The sequence below is a fragment of the Couchioplanes caeruleus genome, assembly GCF_023499255.1.
In the GTDB taxonomy this organism is placed as follows: domain Bacteria; phylum Actinomycetota; class Actinomycetes; order Mycobacteriales; family Micromonosporaceae; genus Actinoplanes; species Actinoplanes caeruleus_A.
This window is the reverse complement of the sequence record NZ_CP092183.1, coordinates 4,827,794-4,846,811: the sequence shown is the minus strand read 5'-3', so window position 1 is coordinate 4,846,811 and position 19,018 is coordinate 4,827,794. Positions and strand designations below refer to the sequence as shown.

Sequence of the window (19,018 nt, the reverse complement as noted above, 5' to 3'; positions counted from 1 at the left end):
GGCCGTCGCCTCACCCCTGCAGGAGGGACATAGGGACTTTAGTCCCGGGTTTTGCCCGTTGTACGGGACCAAACTTTGATCGAATCGGATCTGCAGGCAGGGAAACGGCGAAACGAGGGTGTCCGGATGGCAGACGCGGCCGGCTCGGCGGGACGGGCCCTGCTGGGCTTCGGAGGACTGGTACGGCGGGCCGAGGTGTCCCCGGACGGCCGTGCCCTGTACCAGATCGGCGGCCGGGAGGCGGACGCCTTCTACCGCGACCGCTGGTCCTACGACAAGGTGGTCCGCTCCACCCACGGCGTGAACTGCACCGGCTCCTGCTCGTGGAAGGTGTACGTCAAGGACGGCATCATCACGTGGGAGCAGCAGCAGGTCGACTATCCCAGCGTCGGCCCCGACCGCCCGGAGTACGAGCCGCGCGGCTGCCCGCGTGGCGCCGCCTTCTCCTGGTACACGTATTCGCCGACGCGGGTGCGGTACCCGTACGCGCGCGGCGTGCTGCTGGAGATGTACCGCGAGGCCAAGCAGCGCCTCGGCGACCCGGTCGCGGCGTGGGCGGAGATCCAGGACGACCCGGAGCGGCGCCGGCGCTACCAGAAGGCCCGCGGCAAGGGCGGCCTGGTGCGCGTCACCTGGGACGAGGCGCAGGAGATGATCGCCGCCGCGCACGTGCACACGATCCGGCGGTACGGCCCCGACCGGGTCGCGGGCTTCTCGCCGATCCCGGCGATGTCGATGGTCTCGCACGCGGTCGGCTCCCGCTTCATGTCGCTGATCGGCGGCTCGATGCTGTCCTTCTACGACTGGTACGCCGACCTGCCCGTCGCGTCCCCGCAGGTGTTCGGCGACCAGACCGACGTGCCGGAGTCCGGTGACTGGTGGGACGCCTCGTACCTGATGATGTGGGGTTCGAACGTCCCGGTGACCCGGACGCCGGACGCGCACTGGATGGCCGAGGCCCGCTACCGCGGGCAGAAGGTCATCGTGGTCAGCCCCGACTTCGCCGACAACGTCAAGTTCGCCGACGAGTGGATGCCCGCGCAGCCCGGCACCGACGGCGCGCTCGCCATGGCCATGGGCCACGTGATCCTCAAGGAGTTCTTCGTCGCGCGCCGCACGCCGCGCTTCGTGGACTACGTCCGCAAGTTCACCGACCTGCCGTTCCTCGTCACGCTGGAGCCGGGCCCGGACGGCGCGCACCGGCCGGCGAAGTTCCTCACCGCCGAGGACCTGGGGGAGAGCGACAAGGAGGCCGCGTTCCGCACCGTGCTGTGGGACTCGGCCACGAACGCGGCCGCCGTGCCGCGCGGCTCGCTGGGGCACCGCTGGGGCGAGAAGGCGGGCCAGTGGAACCTCGACCTGGGTGACATCGAGCCAGCGCTGACCTGCCTCGGCGACGGCGACCCGGTCGAGGTGGCGCTGCCGCGCTTCGACACCGACACCCCGGGCGTGCTGCGCCGCGGCGTGCCCACCCGGACGGTCGGCGGCAAGCTGGTCACCACCGTGTTCGACCTGATGCTGGCCCAGTACGGCGTGGTCCGCGACGGCCTGCCGGGGCAGTGGCCGGCCGGCTACGACGACCCGGAGGTGCCGTACACGCCGGCGTGGCAGGAGCCGATCACGGGCGTGCCGGCGGCGCAGGTGGCCCGGGTGGCGCGCGAGTTCGCCGACAACGCGGAGCGCTCCGGCGGCCGGTCGATGATCCTGCTCGGGGCGGGCACGAACCACTGGTTCCACTCCGACACGACGTACCGGGCGATCCTCGCGCTCACCACGCTGACCGGCTGCCAGGGTGTCAACGGCGGCGGCTGGGCGCACTACGTGGGGCAGGAGAAGTGCCGCCCGGTGACCGGCTGGGCGCAGCTCGCGGGCGGCCTGGACTGGGTACGCCCGCCGCGCCAGATGATCGGCACCGCGTTCTGGTACACCCACACCGACCAGTGGCGCTACGACACGTACTCGGCGGACGTGGTGTCGTCGCCGACCGGCACGGGCGCGTTCCGCGGCAAGCACACGATGGACCTGATGGCGCAGTCGGCGCGGCTGGGCTGGATGCCGTCCATGCCCACGTTCGACCGCAGCCCGCTCGACCTGGCCGACGAGGCCGTGGCCTCGGGCGACCCGGCGAGCTATGTGGCCGGTGAGCTGCACGCCGGCCGGCTGCAGTTCGCCTGCACCGATCCGGACGACCCGCAGAACTGGCCGCGGGTGCTGACGGTGTGGCGGGCCAACCTGCTCGGCTCGTCCGCGAAGGGCAACGAGTACTTCCTGCGGCACCTGCTCGGCACCGATTCCAACCTGCGCGCCGAGGAGGCCGAACCGCAGCTGCGTCCCAAGGACGTGGTGTGGCCCGACCAGGCCCCGGAGGGCAAGCTCGACCTGCTGCTCAGCCTGGACTTCCGGATGACGTCGACGACGCTGTTCTCCGACATCGTGCTGCCGGCGGCGACCTGGTACGAGAAGCACGACCTCAACAGCACCGACATGCACCCGTTCGTGCACGCGTTCACGCCGGCCATCAACCCGCCGTGGCAGACCCGTACGGACTTCGACGCGTTCCACGGCATCGCCAAGGCGTTCTCCGCGCTCGCCAAGGACCACCTGGGCGTCCGCAAGGATGTGGTCGCCGCGCCGCTGCTGCACGACACCCCGGACGCCATGGCCACCCCGCACGGCGTGGTGCGCGACTGGGCCGAGACCGGCGAGATGCCCGTGCCCGGCCGGACCATGCCGAAGATCATCGTGGTGGAGCGCGACTACGGCGTCATCGACCAGAAGCTCGCCGCGCTGGGGCCGCTGCTGGACACGCTGGGCACGACCGGCAAGGGCGTCGCCGTGGACGTCACCCCGGAGATCGGCTACCTGCAGCGCAAGAACGGCGCGGTGCGCGGCGGCGTCGCCGACGGCCGGCCCGCGCTGGCCAAGGACGTGCACGCCTGCGAGGCGATCCTCGCGCTGTCGGGCACCACCAACGGGCGGGTCGCCACGGCCGGCTTCCACGACGTGGAGAAACGCACCGGCGTACGCCTCGCCGACCTGGCCGCCGAGCACGAGGGCAAGCAGATCACGTTCGCCGACACCCAGGCGCGGCCCGTACCGGTCATCACCAGCCCGGAGTGGTCCGGCAGCGAGCACGGCGGCCGGCGCTACTCGCCGTTCACCATCAACACCGAACGGCTCAAGCCGTGGCACACGCTCACCGGCCGCCAGCAGTTCTTCCTCGACCACGACTGGATGCACGAGGCGGGCGAGGCGCTGCCGATCTTCCGCCCGCCGCTGGACATGCACAAGCTCTTCGGCGAACCCCGGCTCGGGAAACACGGCGAGCTCGAGATCACCCTGCGCTACCTGACGCCGCACTCGAAGTGGTCGATCCACTCCGAGTACCAGGACAACCTGATCATGCTGACGCTGTCCCGCGGCGGCCCGACGATGTGGATGAGCGAGACGGATGCGGCCAAGATCGGCGTACGTGACAACGACTGGATCGAGGCGGTCAACCGCAACGGCGTCGTGGTGTGCCGTGCCGTGGTGACCCACAAGATGCCCGAGGGCACGGTGTACATGTACCACGCGCAGGAACGCGTCATCGACGTGCCGAAGGCGGAGCGGACCGGACGCCGCGGCGGCATCCACAACTCCCTGACCCGCCTGCTGGTCAAGCCGACCCACCTGATCGGCGGGTACGCCCAGCTCTCGTTCGCCTTCAACTATCTCGGTCCCACCGGCAACCAGCGCGACGAGGTCACGGTCATCCGCCGCCGGTCGCAGGAGGTGCAGTACTGATGCGCGTGATGGCCCAGATGGCGATGGTCATGAACCTCGACAAGTGCATCGGCTGCCACACCTGCTCGGTGACGTGCAAGCAGGCGTGGACCAACCGCTCCGGTGTGGAGTACGTCTGGTTCAACAACGTGGAGTCCCGCCCCGGGCAGGGGTATCCGCGCACGTACCAGGACCAGGAGAAGTGGCAGGGCGGCTGGGTGCGGACCCGCACCGGGCGGCTCAAGCCGCGCGCCGGCGGCCGGGTGAAGAAGCTGTTCAGCATCTTCGCCAACCCCAAGCTGCCGTCGATGCAGGACTACTACGAGCCCTGGACGTACGACTACGAGCACCTGCTCAGCGCCCCGGCCGGCGACGACACCCCGGTGGCGCGGCCGAAGTCGCTGCTCACCGGCCAGGACACCAAGGTCACGTGGTCGGCGAACTGGGACGACTCGCTCGCCGGCGGCAACGAGATCGCGGCCGGCGACCCGGTGCTGCAGCAGGTGTCGGACCGGGTGAAGCAGGAGTACGAGAAGTCGTTCCTGTTCTTCCTGCCGCGCATCTGCGAGCACTGCCTCAACCCGTCCTGCGCGGCGTCCTGCCCGTCCGGCGCGATCTACAAGCGGGCCGAGGACGGCATCGTGCTCGTCGACCAGGACCGCTGCCGCGGCTGGCGGATGTGCGTGACCGGGTGCCCGTACAAGAAGATCTACTTCAACCACCGCACCGGCAAGGCGGAGAAGTGCACGTTCTGCTTCCCGCGCATCGAGATCGGCCAGCCCACCATCTGCTCGGAGACGTGCGTGGGCCGGCTGCGCTACCTCGGCCTGATGCTGTACGACGCCGACGCGGTGCAGAAGGCGGCGTCGGTCAAGGACGACAAGGACCTGTACGCCGCCCAGCGCTCGGTGTTCCTCGACCCGAACGACCCGCAGGTGGCGGCCGCCGCGAGCCGGGCCGGCATCCCCGACGACTGGATCGAGGCGGCCCGCCGCTCCCCGATCTGGGACCTCATCATGAAGTACGAGGTGGCGCTGCCGCTGCACCCGGAATACCGCACCATGCCGATGGTCTGGTACATCCCGCCGCTGTCGCCGGTCGTGGACGTGCTGCGCGACACCGGGCACGACGGCGAGGACGCGCACAACCTCTTCGGTGCCGTCGACGCGCTGCGCATCCCCATGGAGTACCTCGCCGGCCTGTTCACCGCCGGCGACACCGCGCCGGTGCGCGGGGTGCTCAACCGGCTCGCCGCGATGCGCGCGTACCAGCGCCGGATCAACCTCGGCGAGGAACGAGACGAGACGATCGCCGCCTCCGTGGGGCTCACCGGGCAGCAGATGGACGACATGTACCGGTTGCTGGCCATCGCCAAGTACGACGAGCGGTACGTCATCCCGGCCGCGCACGCGGAGGACGCCCACAAGCTCGAGCAGATGGGCACCGAGTGCAGCCTCGACTTCGAGGGCGGCCCGGGCATGTACCAGAGCGGCCCGTTCGGCGAGGCCTCCGGCACGGCCGCGCCGGTGCAGGTGGAGACGTTCCACATGCTGCGCGAGCGGCAGACCTCCGACGGCTTCACCGATCCCGGCGACGAGCCGCGCCGGGTCAACCTGCTCAACTGGGACGGCAAGGGCCGGCCCGCCGGACTCTTCCCGCCCCGGTCGGATGCCACGGCCGGCGGTGGGGCCACCGAGGGGCCGGGCGTGATCGACACGGACGGAGGCCCGCGATGACCGCGTCGCCGACCTGGCGGGCGGTCGCCGCCCGCGCCGCCTCGCTGCTGCTGCGCTACCCCGACGAGGCGGTCCTCGCGGCGCTGCCCACGCTGACCGCGGCGCTGGACGAGCTCCCCGGCGGCATCGCCGAGCACCTGCGCCCGGTCGCCGCGTACCGGCGCGACACCGACCCGGGCCGGCTCGCCGCCGAGTACGTCGAGGTGTTCGACTTCCGCCGCCGGTGCGCGCTGCACCTGACGTACTACAGCTGCGGCGACACCCGTAAGCGCGGCGAGGCGCTCGTGCTGTTCGCCGCGGCGTACAAGCATGCCGGGCTGGAGGTGGTCGACGGCGAGCTGCCGGACCACCTGCCGGCGGTGCTGGACCTGGCCGCCTTCCACGACGGCGGATGGCGGCTGCTGCGCGACAACCGCGTCGGGCTCGACCTGCTGGGCGAGTCGCTGGCCCGGGAGAAGTCGGTCTACCGGCACGCGGTGGCCGCCGTGCGGGAGATGCTCCCGCCGCCCGGGCCGGACGAGCTGCGGGCCGTGGCCACGCTCGCCCGCACCGGGCCGCCCACCGAGCTGGTCGGGCTGGAACCGTTCGGGCTCGTCGACACCACCGGAGGCCGCCGATGAACGTCCTGCTCTGGGTCGTCTACCCGTACCTGGCCATCGCCGTGCTCGTGGGCGGGCTCGTCTGGCGCTACCGCTACGACAAGTTCGGCTGGACCACCCGTTCCTCCCAGCTGTACGAGAGCGCCGTGCTGCGCTGGGGCAGCCCGCTGTTCCACTTCGGCGTGCTCATGGTGCTGGTCGGGCACATCGGCGGCCTGCTCATCCCGAAGTCGTGGACCGAGGCCGTGGGCGTCACCGAGCACATGTACCACCTCACCGCGGTCTTCGTCGGCACGGTCGCCGGCCTGTGCACGCTGATCGGCATGGCGATCCTCATCGCCCGCCGCCGGCTCACCGGGCCCGTGTTCGCCGCGACCACGAAGAACGACAAAGCGATGTACGTGGTCCTCGCGGCCGTCATCGTCTGCGGGCTCTGGGCCACGCTCAAGGCGAACGTCGCGGGGGACGGCTACGACTACCGCGAGACCGTCTCGCCGTGGTTCCGCTCGCTGTTCTACCTGCAGCCCGACCCGGACCTGATGGCCGGCGTGCCCACCACGTTCCAGACGCACGTGATCGTGGCGTTCGCGCTGTTCGCGTTCTGGCCGTTCACCCGGCTCGTGCACGCCTTCAGCGCGCCGGTCGGCTACCTCACCCGCCCGTACGTGGTCTACCGCTCCCGCGACACCCGGCCCGGCCTGCGCCCGAGCCGGCCCGGCTGGGAGGGCCCGCCCACCGCACCGACCACCCGGAGGTAGGGACATGGCCGCCACCGGCGCCACGACCCGGCAGAGCCCGGCCGAGGCGGCGGCCCCCGCCGGGGCCGGCCGCAACCTCGTGCTCGCGACGATCGGTTTCACGGTCAACTTCTGGGCCTGGGCGCTGCTCGGGCCGCTGGGCCCCGGCGTCAAGGAACGCCTCGGGCTGAGCTTCGCCGCCCAGTCGCTGCTGGTCGCCGTGCCGGTCGTGGTGGGTTCGCTCGGGCGCATCCCGGTCGGCGCGCTCACCGACCGCTACGGCGCGCGGGTCATGTTCCCGCTGGTCAGCATCGTGACGATCGTGCCGGTGCTGACGCTCACGGCGGTCTCGTCGTACGCGGCCCTGATCACGACCGGCTTCTTCCTCGGCATCGGCGGCACCGCGTTCGCCGTCGGGGTGCCGCTGGTCTCCGGCTGGTACCCGCCGGCCCGCAAGGGTTTCGCGATCGGCGTGTTCGGCGTCGGCATGGGCGGCACCGCGATCGCCAACTTCAGCACCGTACGGCTGGCCGACGCGTACGGGAAGAACACCCCGTTCCTGCTCGTCGCCGCCCTGCTCGCGGTCTACGCCGTGGTGGCGTTCCTGCTGCTGCGCGATGCGCCGGGCCGGCAACCCCCGGCGGGGTCGGCGTGGTCGCGCACCCTCGGCGTCAGCCGCCTGACGGTCACCTGGCAGCTGTGCTTCCTGTACGCCGTCGGCTTCGGCGGCTTCGTGGCGTTCAGCGTGTACCTGCCCGCGTACCTGCGCACCGCGTACGGGCTCGCCCCCGACGACGCCGCGCTGCGGACCGCCGGTTTCGTGGTGCTGGCCGTCATCGCCCGGCCCACCGGCGGGTGGCTCGCCGACCGGCTGCACCCCGTACCCGTGCTCGTCTGGTGTTTCGCCGGCACGGCGGTGTTCGCCGTGGCGCAGGCCTTCCAGCCGGGCCTCGTGCCCGGCGCCACGATCTGCTTCCTCGGCATGGCCGCGCTGCTCGGCGCCGCCAGCGGCGCGGTGTTCGCCCTGGTCGGCAAGGTGGCGCCGGCCGACAAGGTGGGCACGGTCACCGGCGTCGTGGGCGCCGCCGGCGGCCTCGGCGGCTTCGTCCCGCCGCTGATCATGGGCTGGGTGTACGGCGCCGAGCACTCCTACGCCATCGGCCTGATGCTGTTGTCCGACATGGCCCTGGCCGCAGCCGTCTTCACCGCGGTGAAGATGAGCGGCCTGGCCACCCGCCGCACCGCCTGACGGAGGCCACCGTGGACGCCCTCTCGCTACCCGCCCTGCTGGACCACCACTTCGCCGTCGCCCGCGAGCAGGCGTCCGGGCGCAGCGCCCAGACCCTCGTCGGCGGCCGCGACCGGGTGCTGCGGCAGACCGTGCTCGTGCTGCTGGCCGGCCGGCAGCTCGACGAGCACGACAGCCCCGGCGAGGCGACCCTGCAGGTGCTGCGCGGCCGGGTACGGCTGGCCGGCGGCGGGCACTCCGCCGACGGCGGCCCCGGCGACCTGCTGGTGGTGCCGGACGCCCGGCACACCCTCGAGGCCCTGGAGGACGCGGCGGTGCTGCTGACCGTCGCCAAGCCCGCCTGATCGGTCAGGCCGGGTTCGCGCGCCCCTGCCGGCGGCGCAGCCAGGGACCGAGGCCGTAGCCGTCCTCCGTGGCGATGAACGCGGCCCGCGCGTGCATCAGCGCCTCCTCGGAGTGCACCAGGCAGCCCCACACCGTGTCGCCCCACGGGTCGGCGAGCTTCACCTCGGCCGGCTCCGGGCACGGGCTGCCGTCGGCCAGCGCAATCTGGCAGGCGGCCGGCGCTCCGCCGCGGCGGCGTACGGCCTCGGCGGCCTGCTGGATCAGCGAGAATTCGGCGGCGGAACCGGTCGGCTCGGCCCGGTCGCCGGGCGCGACGGCGACCCGCTGGCCGGCGAGGACCACGTTGCCGTCCGGGTCGGTGGTGCGCGCCTCGCCGCCGGGGGCGTGGTCGGGATAGCCGACGAGCTCCCACGGCAGGCCGGCGGCCCGCACCCGCTCGCCGACGGCGGCCAGGTCCTCCACGTACAGGTAGATCAGCAGCGGCAGCTCCACCTGGATCAGCGGCGGCTGCACACAGGCCAGCAGCAGGGTCTGGTCGCCGCTCTGCACGTACGACCACCGGCCGTCCCCGTCGCCGCCGTGGCGCACCTCGGCGTAGCCGAAATGCGCGTAGAAGTCCCGGCTGAGCTCCAGGTTCTTCACGTAACACACCGGCACGGCGCCGGAGACCCTCGGTTGCATCCCGGGAACCTACAACATCGCCGGACCGGCGGCGGCCGTACACGGGCGACTGGCGGCGCGCCATATTTCCGGCCTGCGCTGTCCGGCAGCTGATAGCCCACGCCCGGCCGCAGGCAGACAGGCCTGGTACGACGAGCTGACGCCAGCACGCGGCACTCCGACCAGCTACGGACAGTGGCGCCTGCCGGCCGACCCGGTGTCCGGATCTGCCGATGAAAAGATGCCGGCCGGCGCTCCCCATGATCGAGGCGGGAAGGCATGGGCCACCGCACTGGATCGCGATGACATCAGCGGCGCTTTGAATGCCATGGTGGGCTGCGCGCTGTACGGCGACGGGGACTGGAGAGAATGACAGAAGCTCTACCTGACGATGCTCGACCACAAGCACCACCAGGGGCAGACTCTTGCCGCCACCTGCCTCGGGCACCTGGCAAGAGTCCACGGCCGGCTCGACGAAGACCGGGTCACCGCAGCACTCCGCCAGGCACGCGCCAAGCCTCATGTGAGCGCGACTCCGAGAAACGCGCCGGAGGACATCGAGATTATCCTGCATCCGCGGCGTGCCCGTCGGCGTGGTCGCCTGTGACGCCTGTCCCGCCCCGTGGACGTGGTTCTGACTCGGCCGGAAGCCAACGGGCGCAGATGGAACCGGGACACTGCTTCGCCGATGACAGTGGGTTCCGGCGGTGGATCAAGTTCAGTCACTATTGTCCGGGCTGTGGTGTCTCGTTGCCCGCCTCGCGTAGAGCGTCGTGCAGCGAGTCGAAGCGGCGGATGGTGGAGAGGCCGCCGTCGCGGATCTTGAACATCGTGGCCACCAGAATGGGCGGCGTCGTCACCGCGTCCGCGTCCGCGTCATCCGGCCAGGTGGCCTCCTGTTCGATGACCGTGGTGACGTCGTCGACGCGATGTGCCGACAACGGATGGAGCCGTATCCCGGACCTGATGATCCAGTCGGCGAATTCCCGGGCGCTGATCGTATGGGCACCACGCGGGCCGGACACCTCCACCCGATCGGTGACGGTCGCCTCCGCAGCAGCGAGGTCGCGGTTGTTGACGGCGTCGTGCCAGGCGTTGATCAGGGTCTCGAACATGGCATCCTCTTCGTATGCGCTGTGCATACGGCGACTGTATGCGAAGTGCATACGATGGCGGTGATGGAGGATGCTCGTGGAGGTTCGAGGCCAGGCGTTGTTCGCATTCGTACGCTTCTGGTCTCGACGTTGGACGGGCGCCGGCCTGAGCGCCGAGACGCAACGCGGCCGAGATGTGATGGTTGTCGAGGCGGTTCACGCCCTGGGCAAGCAAGGCCGTCCCACCTCCATCAACGATGTGGCCCGAGAGCTGGGAATTGACCAATCCGGAGTCAGCCGGATGGTGACCCGCGCGCAACAGCAGGGTTTCGTCGTCCGGCGTGCGCCGGGCCGGATCGGCGCGGCAGCCGTGATCACGAATACCGCCGCCGGCGAAGAGCTGCTTCGGCAGGCACACGCGTGGCAGGACAGGGTGCTGCGGAGGTTGACCGCCGACTGGCCGGCCGAGGACGTCGAGACCCTTCTGATGCTCATGGATCGTTTGGTGCGAGCGCAGAACACCGCCGACCAGACTGGGCCGCCCACGCTGTCGTCTTGACCCGCCGCCAGTACACCTGTCTGCCGCAGAGAAAGCGCGCCTCCGGCAGCCGTCACGACCCCTGGCCAAGCCCGCCAGTGGCGGTGCAATAGAGGTTCCCTCAGAGGAACAGGCGCGGGCCGAGGACGGGCATGTCGTCTACGTGGCACCGGGCTGCCAGGGCCAGCGGTGGTACCGGTCTGGCCACACGATCTGCAGGGCCTCGACGGCGGTGCCCGTGCCGACATCGCCCCTTACACCCTGAGATGCATACCCGAAGACGAAGAGCCGGCACCCGACTGGCCGGCCCCTTGCGGTCCCCGACCCCCGAAGCCGCCGCCATCGCCGTGCGCCATGCTGAACTGCCGATGTGGGTGCGTCAGTTGTAGATGCGAAGGGTACGAGGTCCGGGGGTCGACCGTGGGCGACGACAACTCGGGAGGAACACCGTGGCCGGTAGTAGACGCGAGTGGGTTGCCAGTGTTCCGTGGTGGCGGCTCTCAATGCTGGGCGGGACACTCGCATTGACCGACGAAGCGGTAACCTTCACTCCTCTTTTGGGGCTGGGGCGTACCCGGCGGTTCGCCCTGGACGATGTCGCAGAAGTCTGCGTCACAGCCGACAGGCCGCCCCGGCTGCGGCTGACCACGTTCACTGACCAGTCACTGGATTTGATGGTGTTGTCGGCCCGCGATGTAGCGGTGTGGACGCGCGACGCTTCGGCCCGGGACCAGGCGGTTGAGGCAATCAACGAGCGGCTGGCTCGGAAGTAGTCAGGGTCGCCATTCATCGCCGAGGCGCTCGCGGCACGCCGACGCACATGTCTGCCGCCGTACGCGCCCGCTGGCCGGTGGGGATCGGTTCAGGCAGTGGGTGGCCTGCGGAGGTGGCCGAGGGCATCGTCGTCGCCGCCATGAGGCGGCGTTACGCTCCCTTCCGGTGTCCCTCGCGGAAGTCGGCGATCAGGCGGGCCACTAAGGGACGTAACGCGGTTGACCTCGCGCGCCGCCAGGAGGCGATTCTGGGGTTGAAGGTGTCCGAGACTGTGGCGGCGCGGATGCACCACATTCCGGCTGGCCCCACGACGAAGCGCGGCGCGTCGGGTGGCAGCGTCCGCAGCAGCTGATACGCCCGGTCCGTAGCTGCTTGCACCCCGAGGACGTGTCCGGTTGCGACCACGTCGGCGGCCAGTTGGGCAAGGTCGATCCAAGCGGCGCCGGCCGCTGCGTAGGCCCAGTCGAGGAGAACCGCCGGACTATGGTCGGCGTCGAATGTCGTGTTGTCGAGACGCAGGTCCCGGTGGACCAGGGCGTCACCGGCTGTCCAGTTTTCCCACCCGGCCACCACGTCGGCCGCCGGCCCTGCGTAGGCCGCCTCCCAGTCGTCGTTCGCGCCGATCTCGGCCAGGCGGGTCCAGCCGTCGAAGTCGAAGATGCGCTGGGCGACGGGCGGCAGGCTGCCGGGTGCCCGATGTCGGCTCGTCGTCCGGCATGCGTCCGCAACAGCCTCGATCGAGGCGTCTGTCCAGGACGGTGCGGTCGCACCGGCGGCCCAGGTAGTGGCCAGGGCAGCCCACGGCCCGCATTCGACGGTGGCGAGGCGCCGAGGGGCCGGTACCGACCTCGGCAGGGCATCCAGAATCGCGGCTTCCTGCAGGATCATCGTGTGGTTGTGCGCCCGGACCTCCGCCGACACCGCCTTGACGAAAACGTGTCGTCCGTCGGCCAGCCACAGGCTCGCGGCCGGACCAGGCGACATACCGCCGTGCAGATCGGCATGTCGGTCAATCGCGGCGCCGAGCGCCTCAGCGACGGCCTTACGTACCGGTTCCGGCGTTTCGTGCCACGCGGATCGAGGGGTGAACGTCACGCCGCATCGTATGCCGAGCCCGCACGGGCGTCTTGACACGAATCGCATGGCACGACCGCGAACCATTCCCACCGCTGCAACGTTCGTACGTCGCCGTTTGACCGGCCGTCAGGCCGGTTCGGCCTGTTCCCAGGACATGAACTCCTCGTCGAGCTCCGCCACCCAGCCGCCCCGGTCGGCCAGTGCGGGAGTTCCGTCGGTCAGTGCCCGGGCGGTGTCGGCCAGCATCGCGGTCACGGACGGCCACAGCGGGCCGCCGCGGACGGCCATCTCGTCGTCCCACCGCATCACGCAGCCGTGCTGCGGACCGGGTCGAAGATCGACGAAGAGATTGGTGTGGCCGTGATCCCATGCCACCGGCAGGAACCGGCTGCCGAACACCTTCGCGTCGCCGCCCGCCGGCCCTGTCGCGTCCGCGTCCGGGCTGACCTCGTAGTACATGAGCTCACGGCACCTCGCCCGCACTCTGATCGCGTCCGCCGGACCGAGGGGCAACTGGCCGGGCGGTAGGAGGTAGACGGTGCTCTCCGCGTCAAGGCTGCCGCCGGCAAGGCGCCACCAGGCAACCAGGTCGTCAGGTAGCGGCTCTCCGATCTCAGCGGCCACGGCATCGATGTCAGCCCCGGTGCTCGGCGTCGTGAACCATTCCATGTCGATCAGCTCGGGATCCCGGTGCTCGGCGAGCCAGCGCACGATCAGGTCCCAGGACACGTCGACGGTGGGGTGCATGACCGGCATTCTGGCATGCCGGGCCGCGCACCCCGCGCAGCGGGCGCAGGGCGCCCTTGACGTCGCTACGATCAGGCAGAAGGCCTCTGATGCATCCCATTCAGCCCGTCAAGGGGTGTGGCTCACCGCTTGACGGCGACGCCCCCGCTCATCTGCACGTCCGCGTCGGAGACGGCGCCCGCCTCGGCGTCCGGGTGCCAGCGGTGCACCGGCGTCACCCCGGGGTCCACCAGCTCCAGGCCGCGGAACAGCGCCTCGACCTCCTCGTCCGTGCGCGGCTTGGCGGGGATGCCGCGGGCCGTGTACTGCTGCGCGGCCGCGACGGCCTGCGGGTTGTGCGCGGTGACCGTGGAGATGGCCAGCGCGCTGCCGGACGGCAGGGGCTCCAGCAGCGTGTCGATGATCTTGGCGGCCTGGGCCTCGTCGGGGACGAACTGCAGCACCGCGATGAGGCTCAGCGCCACCGGGCGGCTCAGGTCGAGCGTTCCCGTCACCTCGTCCGAGGCAAGGATGGCGGCCGGGTCGCGCAGGTCGCCGTCGAGGTAGGCGGTGGCCCCCTCGGGCGTGGAGGTGAGCAGGGCGCGGGCGTGCACCAGCACGAGCGGGTCGTTGTCCACGTAGACGACGCGGGCCGACGGGTGCACCCGCTGCACGACGTCGTGCAGGTTGGGGCTGGTCGGCAGGCCGGTGCCGATGTCGAGGAACTGGTCGATGCCGCGCTCGGCGAGGTGGCGGGCGGCGCGCGCCATGAACCGGCGGTTGGCGCGCATCGACACGGGCAGGCCCGGCGAGGCCTTCAGGATCTGCGCGGCGGCCTCACGGTCGGCGGCGAAGTTGTCCTTGCCGCCGAGGAGGTAGTCGTACACGCGCGCGGAGTGGGGGACGGTCTCGTCGAGCTCGGGAGGCACGGTGCCACGCTAGCCCACCGTCCACACCGCACACCATCATCCGGTCGGCCGCAGCCCCGGGAACGTCCCGTACGGCCCGAGCTCCCCGAACGCGAGGGTCAGGTCCAGCTCGCCGGCCGGCACCTCGGCCGGCTCGGGCAGCAGCGGCCGGCCGGAGCTCACGCCGAGCGTGACGTGTGGCCGGTAATCGGCCCCGACGGCGCCCAGCGGGCGCCCGCCGGCCTCGCCGATCCAGCCCAGCACCTCGGTGTGCAGCGCGTCCAGGCCGGGCCGCCGCACGACCTCCAGGCCGAAGTAGACCCCGCCCCGCGGCACGTAGTAGTCGCCGGGCGGCACGACGGCGTACAGCAGGCCGATGATCTTCACGCTCATCGCCGGCACCGGGTGCGCCGCCGTGCGCGCCGCGATCCCGGCGGCGCCGGCCGGGTCCGCGTCGAAATGCGCCACGGACACGTGCGCGGGGGCGTGGTCGCCGAGCGTGTGCTGCGGCGCCGGGCCGGCGATCCCGGCCGCCAGCCGCGCGAGCCGGTCGTGGGTCCGGCGATCGGGGAGGAGCACCACTCCGTACGGCATGCCGACATGCTCGCACGCGCGCCCGCACCGGACCGTCCACCTTGACAGGCGTCGAAGCGGATCGTTGGATGTTACCGGGAGGTAACGCGATGGCCGTGACCCGGAGACATCTGGCAGTCTTCCTGGCCGCCGTGCTGGCGTGCGGGACCGTGGCGGCCGCGGAGGCGGCGCCGGCCTCGGCCGCGCCGCCGGTGTGTGACGCGCCGGTGCCGAGCACGACCCAGCCCGGCTACCTGGTGGCCGACCCCGACTGCGACCCGGGCGGCTCGCCGTTCGTGGCGCTCACGGACGCGTCCGGCGCTCCGCTGTCACGGGTGTACACCGGCATCCGCGAGGGCGCGGCCTACCGGGTCGAGGTGCCGTTGCGGTGGAACGGCGAGCTGGTCGTCTACGCCCACGGCTACCGCGGCACCGGCACCACCGTGTACGTGGACAACCCCGCGCTGCGCGCCCACTACGTCGCCCGCGGCTTCGCCTGGGCCGCCTCCAGCTACAGCACCAACGGGTACGACGTGGGTCAGGGCGTCCGCGACTCGTACCCCCTGATCGACCAGTTCCGCCGCGTCACCGGCCGGGCCGCCCGCGCGGTGTACATGACCGGGGCGTCCATGGGCGGCCACGTCACCGCGGTGGCGATCGAGAAGCACCCGCGCGCGTTCGTGGGCGCCATGCCGTACTGCGGCGTCCTCGGCGACACAGAGCTGTACGACTACTTCCTCGACGCCGACGTCACCGCTGCGGCGCTGGCCGGGGTGCCGATCGACTTCCCGCTGCAGCCGCCCGCGGACTACCCCGACCGGTGGCGGGCCCGCGTGGCGCAGATCCTGCCCGCTCTGGGGGTCACCGTGGGCGCCCCGCCGGCCCTGACCGCCGCGGGCCGCACCTGGTCCGATGTGGTCGAGCGGCGCAGCGGCGGGGAGCGACCCGGCTTCGAGGGGGCGTTCGCGTACTGGAACGCGGCGCGTTCGCTGGCGCCGCTCAACGACCTGCCGTTCCTGTTCGGCCTCTATCCCGGCCTCTCCGGTGGCACGGGCGGCATCGCGGACGGCAACGTCACCGACAACCGCTTCACGATCTACCGCAGCACCGACCGGTGGTGGCCCACCCCCGCCGAGTGGCGCCTCAACGCCCGGGTGCTGCGCGTACGGCACACCGCCGAGGCGGACCGCGGCCTCGACGGCATCCCCCGCGTCAACGGCCGGCCGAGCGTGCCCGTGCTGTCCCTGCACGACATCGGCGACCTGTTCGTGCCGTTCTCCATGGAGCAGGTGTACGCGAAACGCGCCGCGCTCAACGGCCGGTCGCGGCTGTTCGTGTCGCGGGCCGTGCGCGGCGTCGGCCACTGCGACTTCACCGCCCCGGAGCTGCAGCAGGGCTTCGACGACCTGGTGAACTGGGTCCGCGACGGCCGCCGCCCGGGCGGGGACGCGATCCTGGACCGTCGCGCGGTCGCCGGCCCGGCGTTCGGCTGCCGCTGGACGGTCGGCGTACGTTCCGCCTTCACCGCCCCGCCGTGCCCGCCCGCGCCGGTCACGACCCGGGGCTGAGCCGTCCCGTCAGCGGCGGCGCCGCGATGGTGTCGACGATCTCGGTGCGCGGATTCGGGCTGAGCGTGGTGACGATCCCGGTGATGGCGGTGGCGTTCGTCGGGCTGGAGCGCCCGGCGGCTCCCGGCGCTACCGGGCCGGCCACTCCCGCAGTGGCCCGTACGCCGCCCGGTAGCTCGCCTTCCCGGCCAGCGGTGCGGTGACCGCGCGCAGCCAGCCCGGCAGTGCCGCGGACCGGGAGAACCGGTCCGTCTGGGTCTGCACGTGCGTGACCCGCGGGCGGCGTACCCGCTCGAACTCGGCGGCGGCCGCCACCGGGCCGGCGCCCCCGGCGAGCAGGCCGGCCAGCACCTCGGCGTCCTCGAGGGCCAGCGCGGCACCCTGCGCCCAGACCGGTGCGGTGGCGTGCGCGGCGTCGCCGATCAGCACCGCCCGCCCCTGCGCCCAGCGGGCGACCCGGACCTCCTCGATGGGGGAGTGGTACAGCGCGGCCGGGTCGGTGGTCACGGCCTTGACCGTCTGGCGTACGGGGTCCGGGAACCCGGCGAACGTCTCCGCCAGCCACGCCGGGTCCGGCGCCGTCGGTCCGCCGCGGGCGGCGGTGGCGAAGCCGTACACCTCGCCGTCGGAGACGGGAATGAGCATGAAGTTGCCGTGCGTGCCGGCCCACGCGGCCCAGCAGTCCACGCCCGGGTTGGGCGCCATGAACCGGAAGCTCGCGGCCGAGAGCAGGGCGGCACGGATCCCGTCGTCGCCGAACGCCGCCCGGCGCACGGTGGAGCGGACCCCATCGGCGCCCACCACCAGGCTGCCGCGGACGGTGGTGCCGTCGGCGAGCTCGACCTCGGCCCCGCCGGGATCCTGCCGGACCGCGGTCACGCCCGCGCCCTCGTGGACGGTCCCCTCGGGCAGCCCGGCGCGCAGCATGCGGTGCAGGTCGGCGCGGCGGGCACAGCGCGGCTGAGCGGCCGCGCCCCAGAAGGCCCGCTCGTCCACCTGGAACAGGAGCCGGCCCGTCGCGGTGCGGTACTCGCGCCGCGGCACCGGATGACCCGCGGCGGCTATCTCGTCGCCCAGCCCCAGGCGGCCCAGCGCGCTTATTGCGTTGCCCGGCAGATTGATCGCCAGGCCCGCATCCGCCGCGTGCTCCCGGCGTTCATGGAGCGTGAACGCAATGTCGTGCCGGTGCAGGGCGCGGGCGAGGGCGAGGCCGGCGATGCCGCCGCCGATGATCAGAACGGGATCGGTCATGCCGCCGATCGTGGCGGGCCGGACGGGTTCGCGCCAGCACCACGGGACGGATGACCGTCGATCAGGGACGAACGTTGCGCCGGAGGCTCGACAGGCTGCGCGCCCGGACCAGCGCCTGGCGCCGCCCGATCTCGCGGCCGTCGGCGGTGACCTCCACGCCGTCGACCTCGTACCAGTTGTCGTCGTCGTACCGCACCGGGCGGTTCCAGTCGATCCGCTCGACGCGCATCCGCAGGGGACCGGCGCCGAACCGGTAGTCGGACTCGGGGAAGAGGCTCACCGGCCCCACCGGACCGCGGTTCCTGTCCATCCGCCAACTCCTTCACCATCGCCGCCACAGATCTGGGAGGAAACCGTCCGTACGCGACGGGACGGATAGCCGCGCACGTGCCCCAGCATGGCCATATGCCAGCGCCGATGCAAGGACCCATGCACGTGCATATGCACCATGGAACGGACAAAGGAAAGATCGGATGTGCGCGGGGGGCCGTTCGGCCGAGGCGGACCGGCCGATCAGGCCGCGGAGTCCTCGAGCTCGTCGAGGATCTTGTGCAGGATGGCCGCCGTACGGTCCGGCGGCTCGGCTTCCAGGCAGGCCAGGTCCATCGTGGCGGCGTAGTGGTCCACGTCCATGGGCTTGTCGAGGTAGAGCGCGCTGGTGAGCTGCTCGACGTAGACCACGTCGGACAGCTCCTCCTCGGCGAAGCGCAGGATGGCGAACGGCAGGCCGGCGGCCGCCCGGGGGCTGCCCCGGAAGGGCACGACCTGGATCCGGACGTTCGGCTGCTGCGCGGCGTCGATCAGGGCCTCGAGCTGCCCGCGCATCACGGCCCGGCCGCCGAAGTGCCGGTGCAGCACGCCCTCGTCCAGCACCGCCCACACGTGCGGCGGGTCCGGGCGCTGCAGCACCCGGCGGCGCCCCCGGCGCAGGGCGATCCGCCGGTCGATGTCCTCGGGCGGCGCGCCCTCGTGCCCGTGCGCGATGACCGCCCGGGCGTAGTCGTCGGTCTGCAGCAGGCCGGGCACGAAGTGCACCTCGTACGACCGGATCAGCGAGGCCGCCTCCTCCAGCCCGAGGTAACCGAGGAACCACGGGGGCACGATGTCGGCGTACTCCTGCCACCAGCCCGGCGCGTTGGCCCGGCGGGCGAGGCCCAGCAGCTCGCGGCTCTCGCTCTCGCCGACGCCGTAGAACGACAGCAGGTCCGCCACGTCGCGTTCCTTGAACGGCACGCGGCCCAGCTCCATGCGGCTGATCTTCGACTCGGAGGCGCGGATCTCCCAGCCGGCCGCCTCCCGGGTCAGCCCGCGGTCCTTGCGCAACCGGCGCAGCTGGGAGCCCAGCTGGATGCGCAACGCGGCGGGGCCCGCGCCGCCGTCCCTGCCGGAGGTCATCCGTTCTCCCCGATCAGCCGTCG

20 protein-coding genes are annotated in these 19,018 nt (G+C 71.9%); 9 read left to right on the top strand and 11 right to left on the bottom strand.

Annotation, left to right across the window (positions count from 1 at the left end; translation table 11 throughout):
• The first annotated feature begins 126 nt into the window (after positions 1-126).
• The 6 genes from COUCH_RS22450 to COUCH_RS22425 are packed head-to-tail and all read left to right on the top strand — an operon-like array spanning position 127 to position 8,430.
• A complete protein-coding gene (locus tag COUCH_RS22450) occupies positions 127-3,786 on the top strand; it encodes a nitrate reductase subunit alpha (protein ID WP_249607149.1) in 3,660 nt (1,219 codons plus the stop codon).
• A complete protein-coding gene (gene narH / locus COUCH_RS22445; RefSeq protein ID WP_249607148.1) occupies positions 3,786-5,501 on the top strand; it encodes a nitrate reductase subunit beta in 1,716 nt (571 codons plus the stop codon). The genes COUCH_RS22450 and narH overlap by 1 nt, the downstream gene beginning before the upstream one ends.
• Positions 5,498-6,121 (top strand): nitrate reductase molybdenum cofactor assembly chaperone, encoded by a 624-nt coding sequence (gene narJ / locus COUCH_RS22440; protein WP_249607147.1) that lies wholly within the window; start codon positions 5,498-5,500, stop codon positions 6,119-6,121. The genes narH and narJ overlap by 4 nt, the downstream gene beginning before the upstream one ends.
• Entirely contained in the window at positions 6,118-6,858 is a 741-nt protein-coding gene (gene narI, locus COUCH_RS22435; RefSeq protein WP_249607146.1) for a respiratory nitrate reductase subunit gamma, read from the top strand. The genes narJ and narI overlap by 4 nt, the downstream gene beginning before the upstream one ends.
• A gap of 4 nt (positions 6,859-6,862) precedes the next feature.
• A complete protein-coding gene (locus tag COUCH_RS22430) occupies positions 6,863-8,086 on the top strand; it encodes an MFS transporter (protein WP_249607145.1) in 1,224 nt (407 codons plus the stop codon).
• A gap of 11 nt (positions 8,087-8,097) precedes the next feature.
• Entirely contained in the window at positions 8,098-8,430 is a 333-nt protein-coding gene (locus COUCH_RS22425) for a cupin domain-containing protein (RefSeq protein ID WP_249607144.1), read from the top strand.
• A gap of 4 nt (positions 8,431-8,434) precedes the next feature.
• On the opposite strand, the gene COUCH_RS22420 is transcribed toward COUCH_RS22425, so the two are convergent.
• Together COUCH_RS22420 and COUCH_RS22415 are read right to left on the bottom strand one after the other, a co-directional pair.
• The gene (locus COUCH_RS22420; RefSeq protein WP_249607143.1) at positions 8,435-9,112 is read right to left on the bottom strand and encodes a VOC family protein; all 678 of its coding nucleotides are present in this window, start codon (positions 9,110-9,112) and stop codon (positions 8,435-8,437) included.
• A 704-nt stretch (positions 9,113-9,816) separates the two neighbouring features.
• Entirely contained in the window at positions 9,817-10,257 is a 441-nt protein-coding gene (locus tag COUCH_RS22415) for a hypothetical protein (protein WP_249607142.1), read from the bottom strand.
• Positions 10,258-10,276: 19 nt separating this feature from the next.
• Between COUCH_RS22415 and COUCH_RS22410 the strand changes: the two genes are divergently transcribed.
• A complete protein-coding gene (locus COUCH_RS22410) occupies positions 10,277-10,744 on the top strand; it encodes a MarR family winged helix-turn-helix transcriptional regulator (RefSeq protein ID WP_249607141.1) in 468 nt (155 codons plus the stop codon).
• A gap of 138 nt (positions 10,745-10,882) precedes the next feature.
• Here COUCH_RS22410 and COUCH_RS22405 read toward each other — a convergent pair whose 3' ends face one another.
• Complete coding sequence (locus tag COUCH_RS22405) at positions 10,883-11,248, bottom strand: DUF4262 domain-containing protein (protein ID WP_249607140.1); 366 nt, start codon at positions 11,246-11,248, stop codon at positions 10,883-10,885.
• Between COUCH_RS22405 and COUCH_RS22400 the strand changes: the two genes are divergently transcribed.
• Positions 11,248-11,496, top strand: a complete 249-nt coding sequence (locus tag COUCH_RS22400; protein WP_249607139.1) for a hypothetical protein — start codon at positions 11,248-11,250, stop codon at positions 11,494-11,496. The genes COUCH_RS22405 and COUCH_RS22400 overlap by 1 nt on opposite strands.
• Positions 11,497-11,647: 151 nt before the next feature.
• On the opposite strand, the gene COUCH_RS22395 is transcribed toward COUCH_RS22400, so the two are convergent.
• The 4 genes from COUCH_RS22395 to COUCH_RS22380 form a co-directional block, all read right to left on the bottom strand.
• Positions 11,648-12,592, bottom strand: coding sequence for a phosphotransferase (locus COUCH_RS22395; RefSeq protein WP_249607138.1), 945 nt, complete (start codon positions 12,590-12,592; stop codon positions 11,648-11,650).
• A gap of 108 nt (positions 12,593-12,700) precedes the next feature.
• Positions 12,701-13,321, bottom strand: coding sequence for an SMI1/KNR4 family protein (locus COUCH_RS22390; RefSeq protein WP_249607137.1), 621 nt, complete (start codon positions 13,319-13,321; stop codon positions 12,701-12,703).
• Positions 13,322-13,443: 122 nt separating this feature from the next.
• A complete protein-coding gene (locus COUCH_RS22385; RefSeq protein WP_249607136.1) occupies positions 13,444-14,229 on the bottom strand; it encodes an SAM-dependent methyltransferase in 786 nt (261 codons plus the stop codon).
• A 36-nt stretch (positions 14,230-14,265) separates the two neighbouring features.
• Positions 14,266-14,802, bottom strand: a complete 537-nt coding sequence (locus COUCH_RS22380) for a hypothetical protein (RefSeq protein ID WP_249607135.1) — start codon at positions 14,800-14,802, stop codon at positions 14,266-14,268.
• Positions 14,803-14,891: 89 nt separating this feature from the next.
• Between COUCH_RS22380 and COUCH_RS22375 the strand changes: the two genes are divergently transcribed.
• The gene (locus COUCH_RS22375; RefSeq protein WP_249607134.1) at positions 14,892-16,349 is read left to right on the top strand and encodes an alpha/beta hydrolase family protein; all 1,458 of its coding nucleotides are present in this window, start codon (positions 14,892-14,894) and stop codon (positions 16,347-16,349) included.
• On the opposite strand, the gene COUCH_RS22370 is transcribed toward COUCH_RS22375, so the two are convergent.
• The 4 genes from COUCH_RS22370 to COUCH_RS22355 form a co-directional block, all read right to left on the bottom strand.
• Positions 16,333-16,494, bottom strand: coding sequence for a hypothetical protein (locus COUCH_RS22370; protein WP_249607133.1), 162 nt, complete (start codon positions 16,492-16,494; stop codon positions 16,333-16,335). The two genes, COUCH_RS22375 and COUCH_RS22370, sit on opposite strands and share 17 nt — an antisense overlap.
• Positions 16,479-17,600 (bottom strand): FAD-dependent monooxygenase, encoded by a 1,122-nt coding sequence (locus tag COUCH_RS22365; RefSeq protein ID WP_249607132.1) that lies wholly within the window; start codon positions 17,598-17,600, stop codon positions 16,479-16,481. The genes COUCH_RS22370 and COUCH_RS22365 overlap by 16 nt, the downstream gene beginning before the upstream one ends.
• A gap of 61 nt (positions 17,601-17,661) precedes the next feature.
• Positions 17,662-17,910 (bottom strand): hypothetical protein, encoded by a 249-nt coding sequence (locus tag COUCH_RS22360; protein WP_249607131.1) that lies wholly within the window; start codon positions 17,908-17,910, stop codon positions 17,662-17,664.
• A 203-nt stretch (positions 17,911-18,113) separates the two neighbouring features.
• Positions 18,114-18,995, bottom strand: coding sequence for a helix-turn-helix domain-containing protein (locus COUCH_RS22355; protein ID WP_249607130.1), 882 nt, complete (start codon positions 18,993-18,995; stop codon positions 18,114-18,116).
• Between the last annotated feature and the right edge of the window lie 23 nt (positions 18,996-19,018).

Coding starts and splice junctions, on each gene's coding strand:
- COUCH_RS22380 (WP_249607135.1), bottom strand. CDS start 14,802: ATGCCGTACGGAGTGGTGCTCCTCCCCGATCGCCGGACCCACGACCGG.
- narH (WP_249607148.1), top strand. CDS start 3,786: ATGCGCGTGATGGCCCAGATGGCGATGGTCATGAACCTCGACAAGTGC.
- COUCH_RS22420 (WP_249607143.1), bottom strand. CDS start 9,112: ATGCAACCGAGGGTCTCCGGCGCCGTGCCGGTGTGTTACGTGAAGAAC.
- COUCH_RS22390 (WP_249607137.1), bottom strand. CDS start 13,321: ATGCACCCCACCGTCGACGTGTCCTGGGACCTGATCGTGCGCTGGCTC.
- COUCH_RS22415 (WP_249607142.1), bottom strand. CDS start 10,257: ATGCACTTCGCATACAGTCGCCGTATGCACAGCGCATACGAAGAGGAT.
- COUCH_RS22410 (WP_249607141.1), top strand. CDS start 10,277: ATGCTCGTGGAGGTTCGAGGCCAGGCGTTGTTCGCATTCGTACGCTTC.
- COUCH_RS22430 (WP_249607145.1), top strand. CDS start 6,863: ATGGCCGCCACCGGCGCCACGACCCGGCAGAGCCCGGCCGAGGCGGCG.
- COUCH_RS22375 (WP_249607134.1), top strand. CDS start 14,892: ATGGCCGTGACCCGGAGACATCTGGCAGTCTTCCTGGCCGCCGTGCTG.
- COUCH_RS22450 (WP_249607149.1), top strand. CDS start 127: ATGGCAGACGCGGCCGGCTCGGCGGGACGGGCCCTGCTGGGCTTCGGA.
- COUCH_RS22360 (WP_249607131.1), bottom strand. CDS start 17,910: ATGGACAGGAACCGCGGTCCGGTGGGGCCGGTGAGCCTCTTCCCCGAG.
- COUCH_RS22355 (WP_249607130.1), bottom strand. CDS start 18,995: ATGACCTCCGGCAGGGACGGCGGCGCGGGCCCCGCCGCGTTGCGCATC.
- narJ (WP_249607147.1), top strand. CDS start 5,498: ATGACCGCGTCGCCGACCTGGCGGGCGGTCGCCGCCCGCGCCGCCTCG.
- COUCH_RS22365 (WP_249607132.1), bottom strand. CDS start 17,600: ATGACCGATCCCGTTCTGATCATCGGCGGCGGCATCGCCGGCCTCGCC.
- COUCH_RS22405 (WP_249607140.1), bottom strand. CDS start 11,248: ATGCGAGTGTCCCGCCCAGCATTGAGAGCCGCCACCACGGAACACTGG.
- narI (WP_249607146.1), top strand. CDS start 6,118: ATGAACGTCCTGCTCTGGGTCGTCTACCCGTACCTGGCCATCGCCGTG.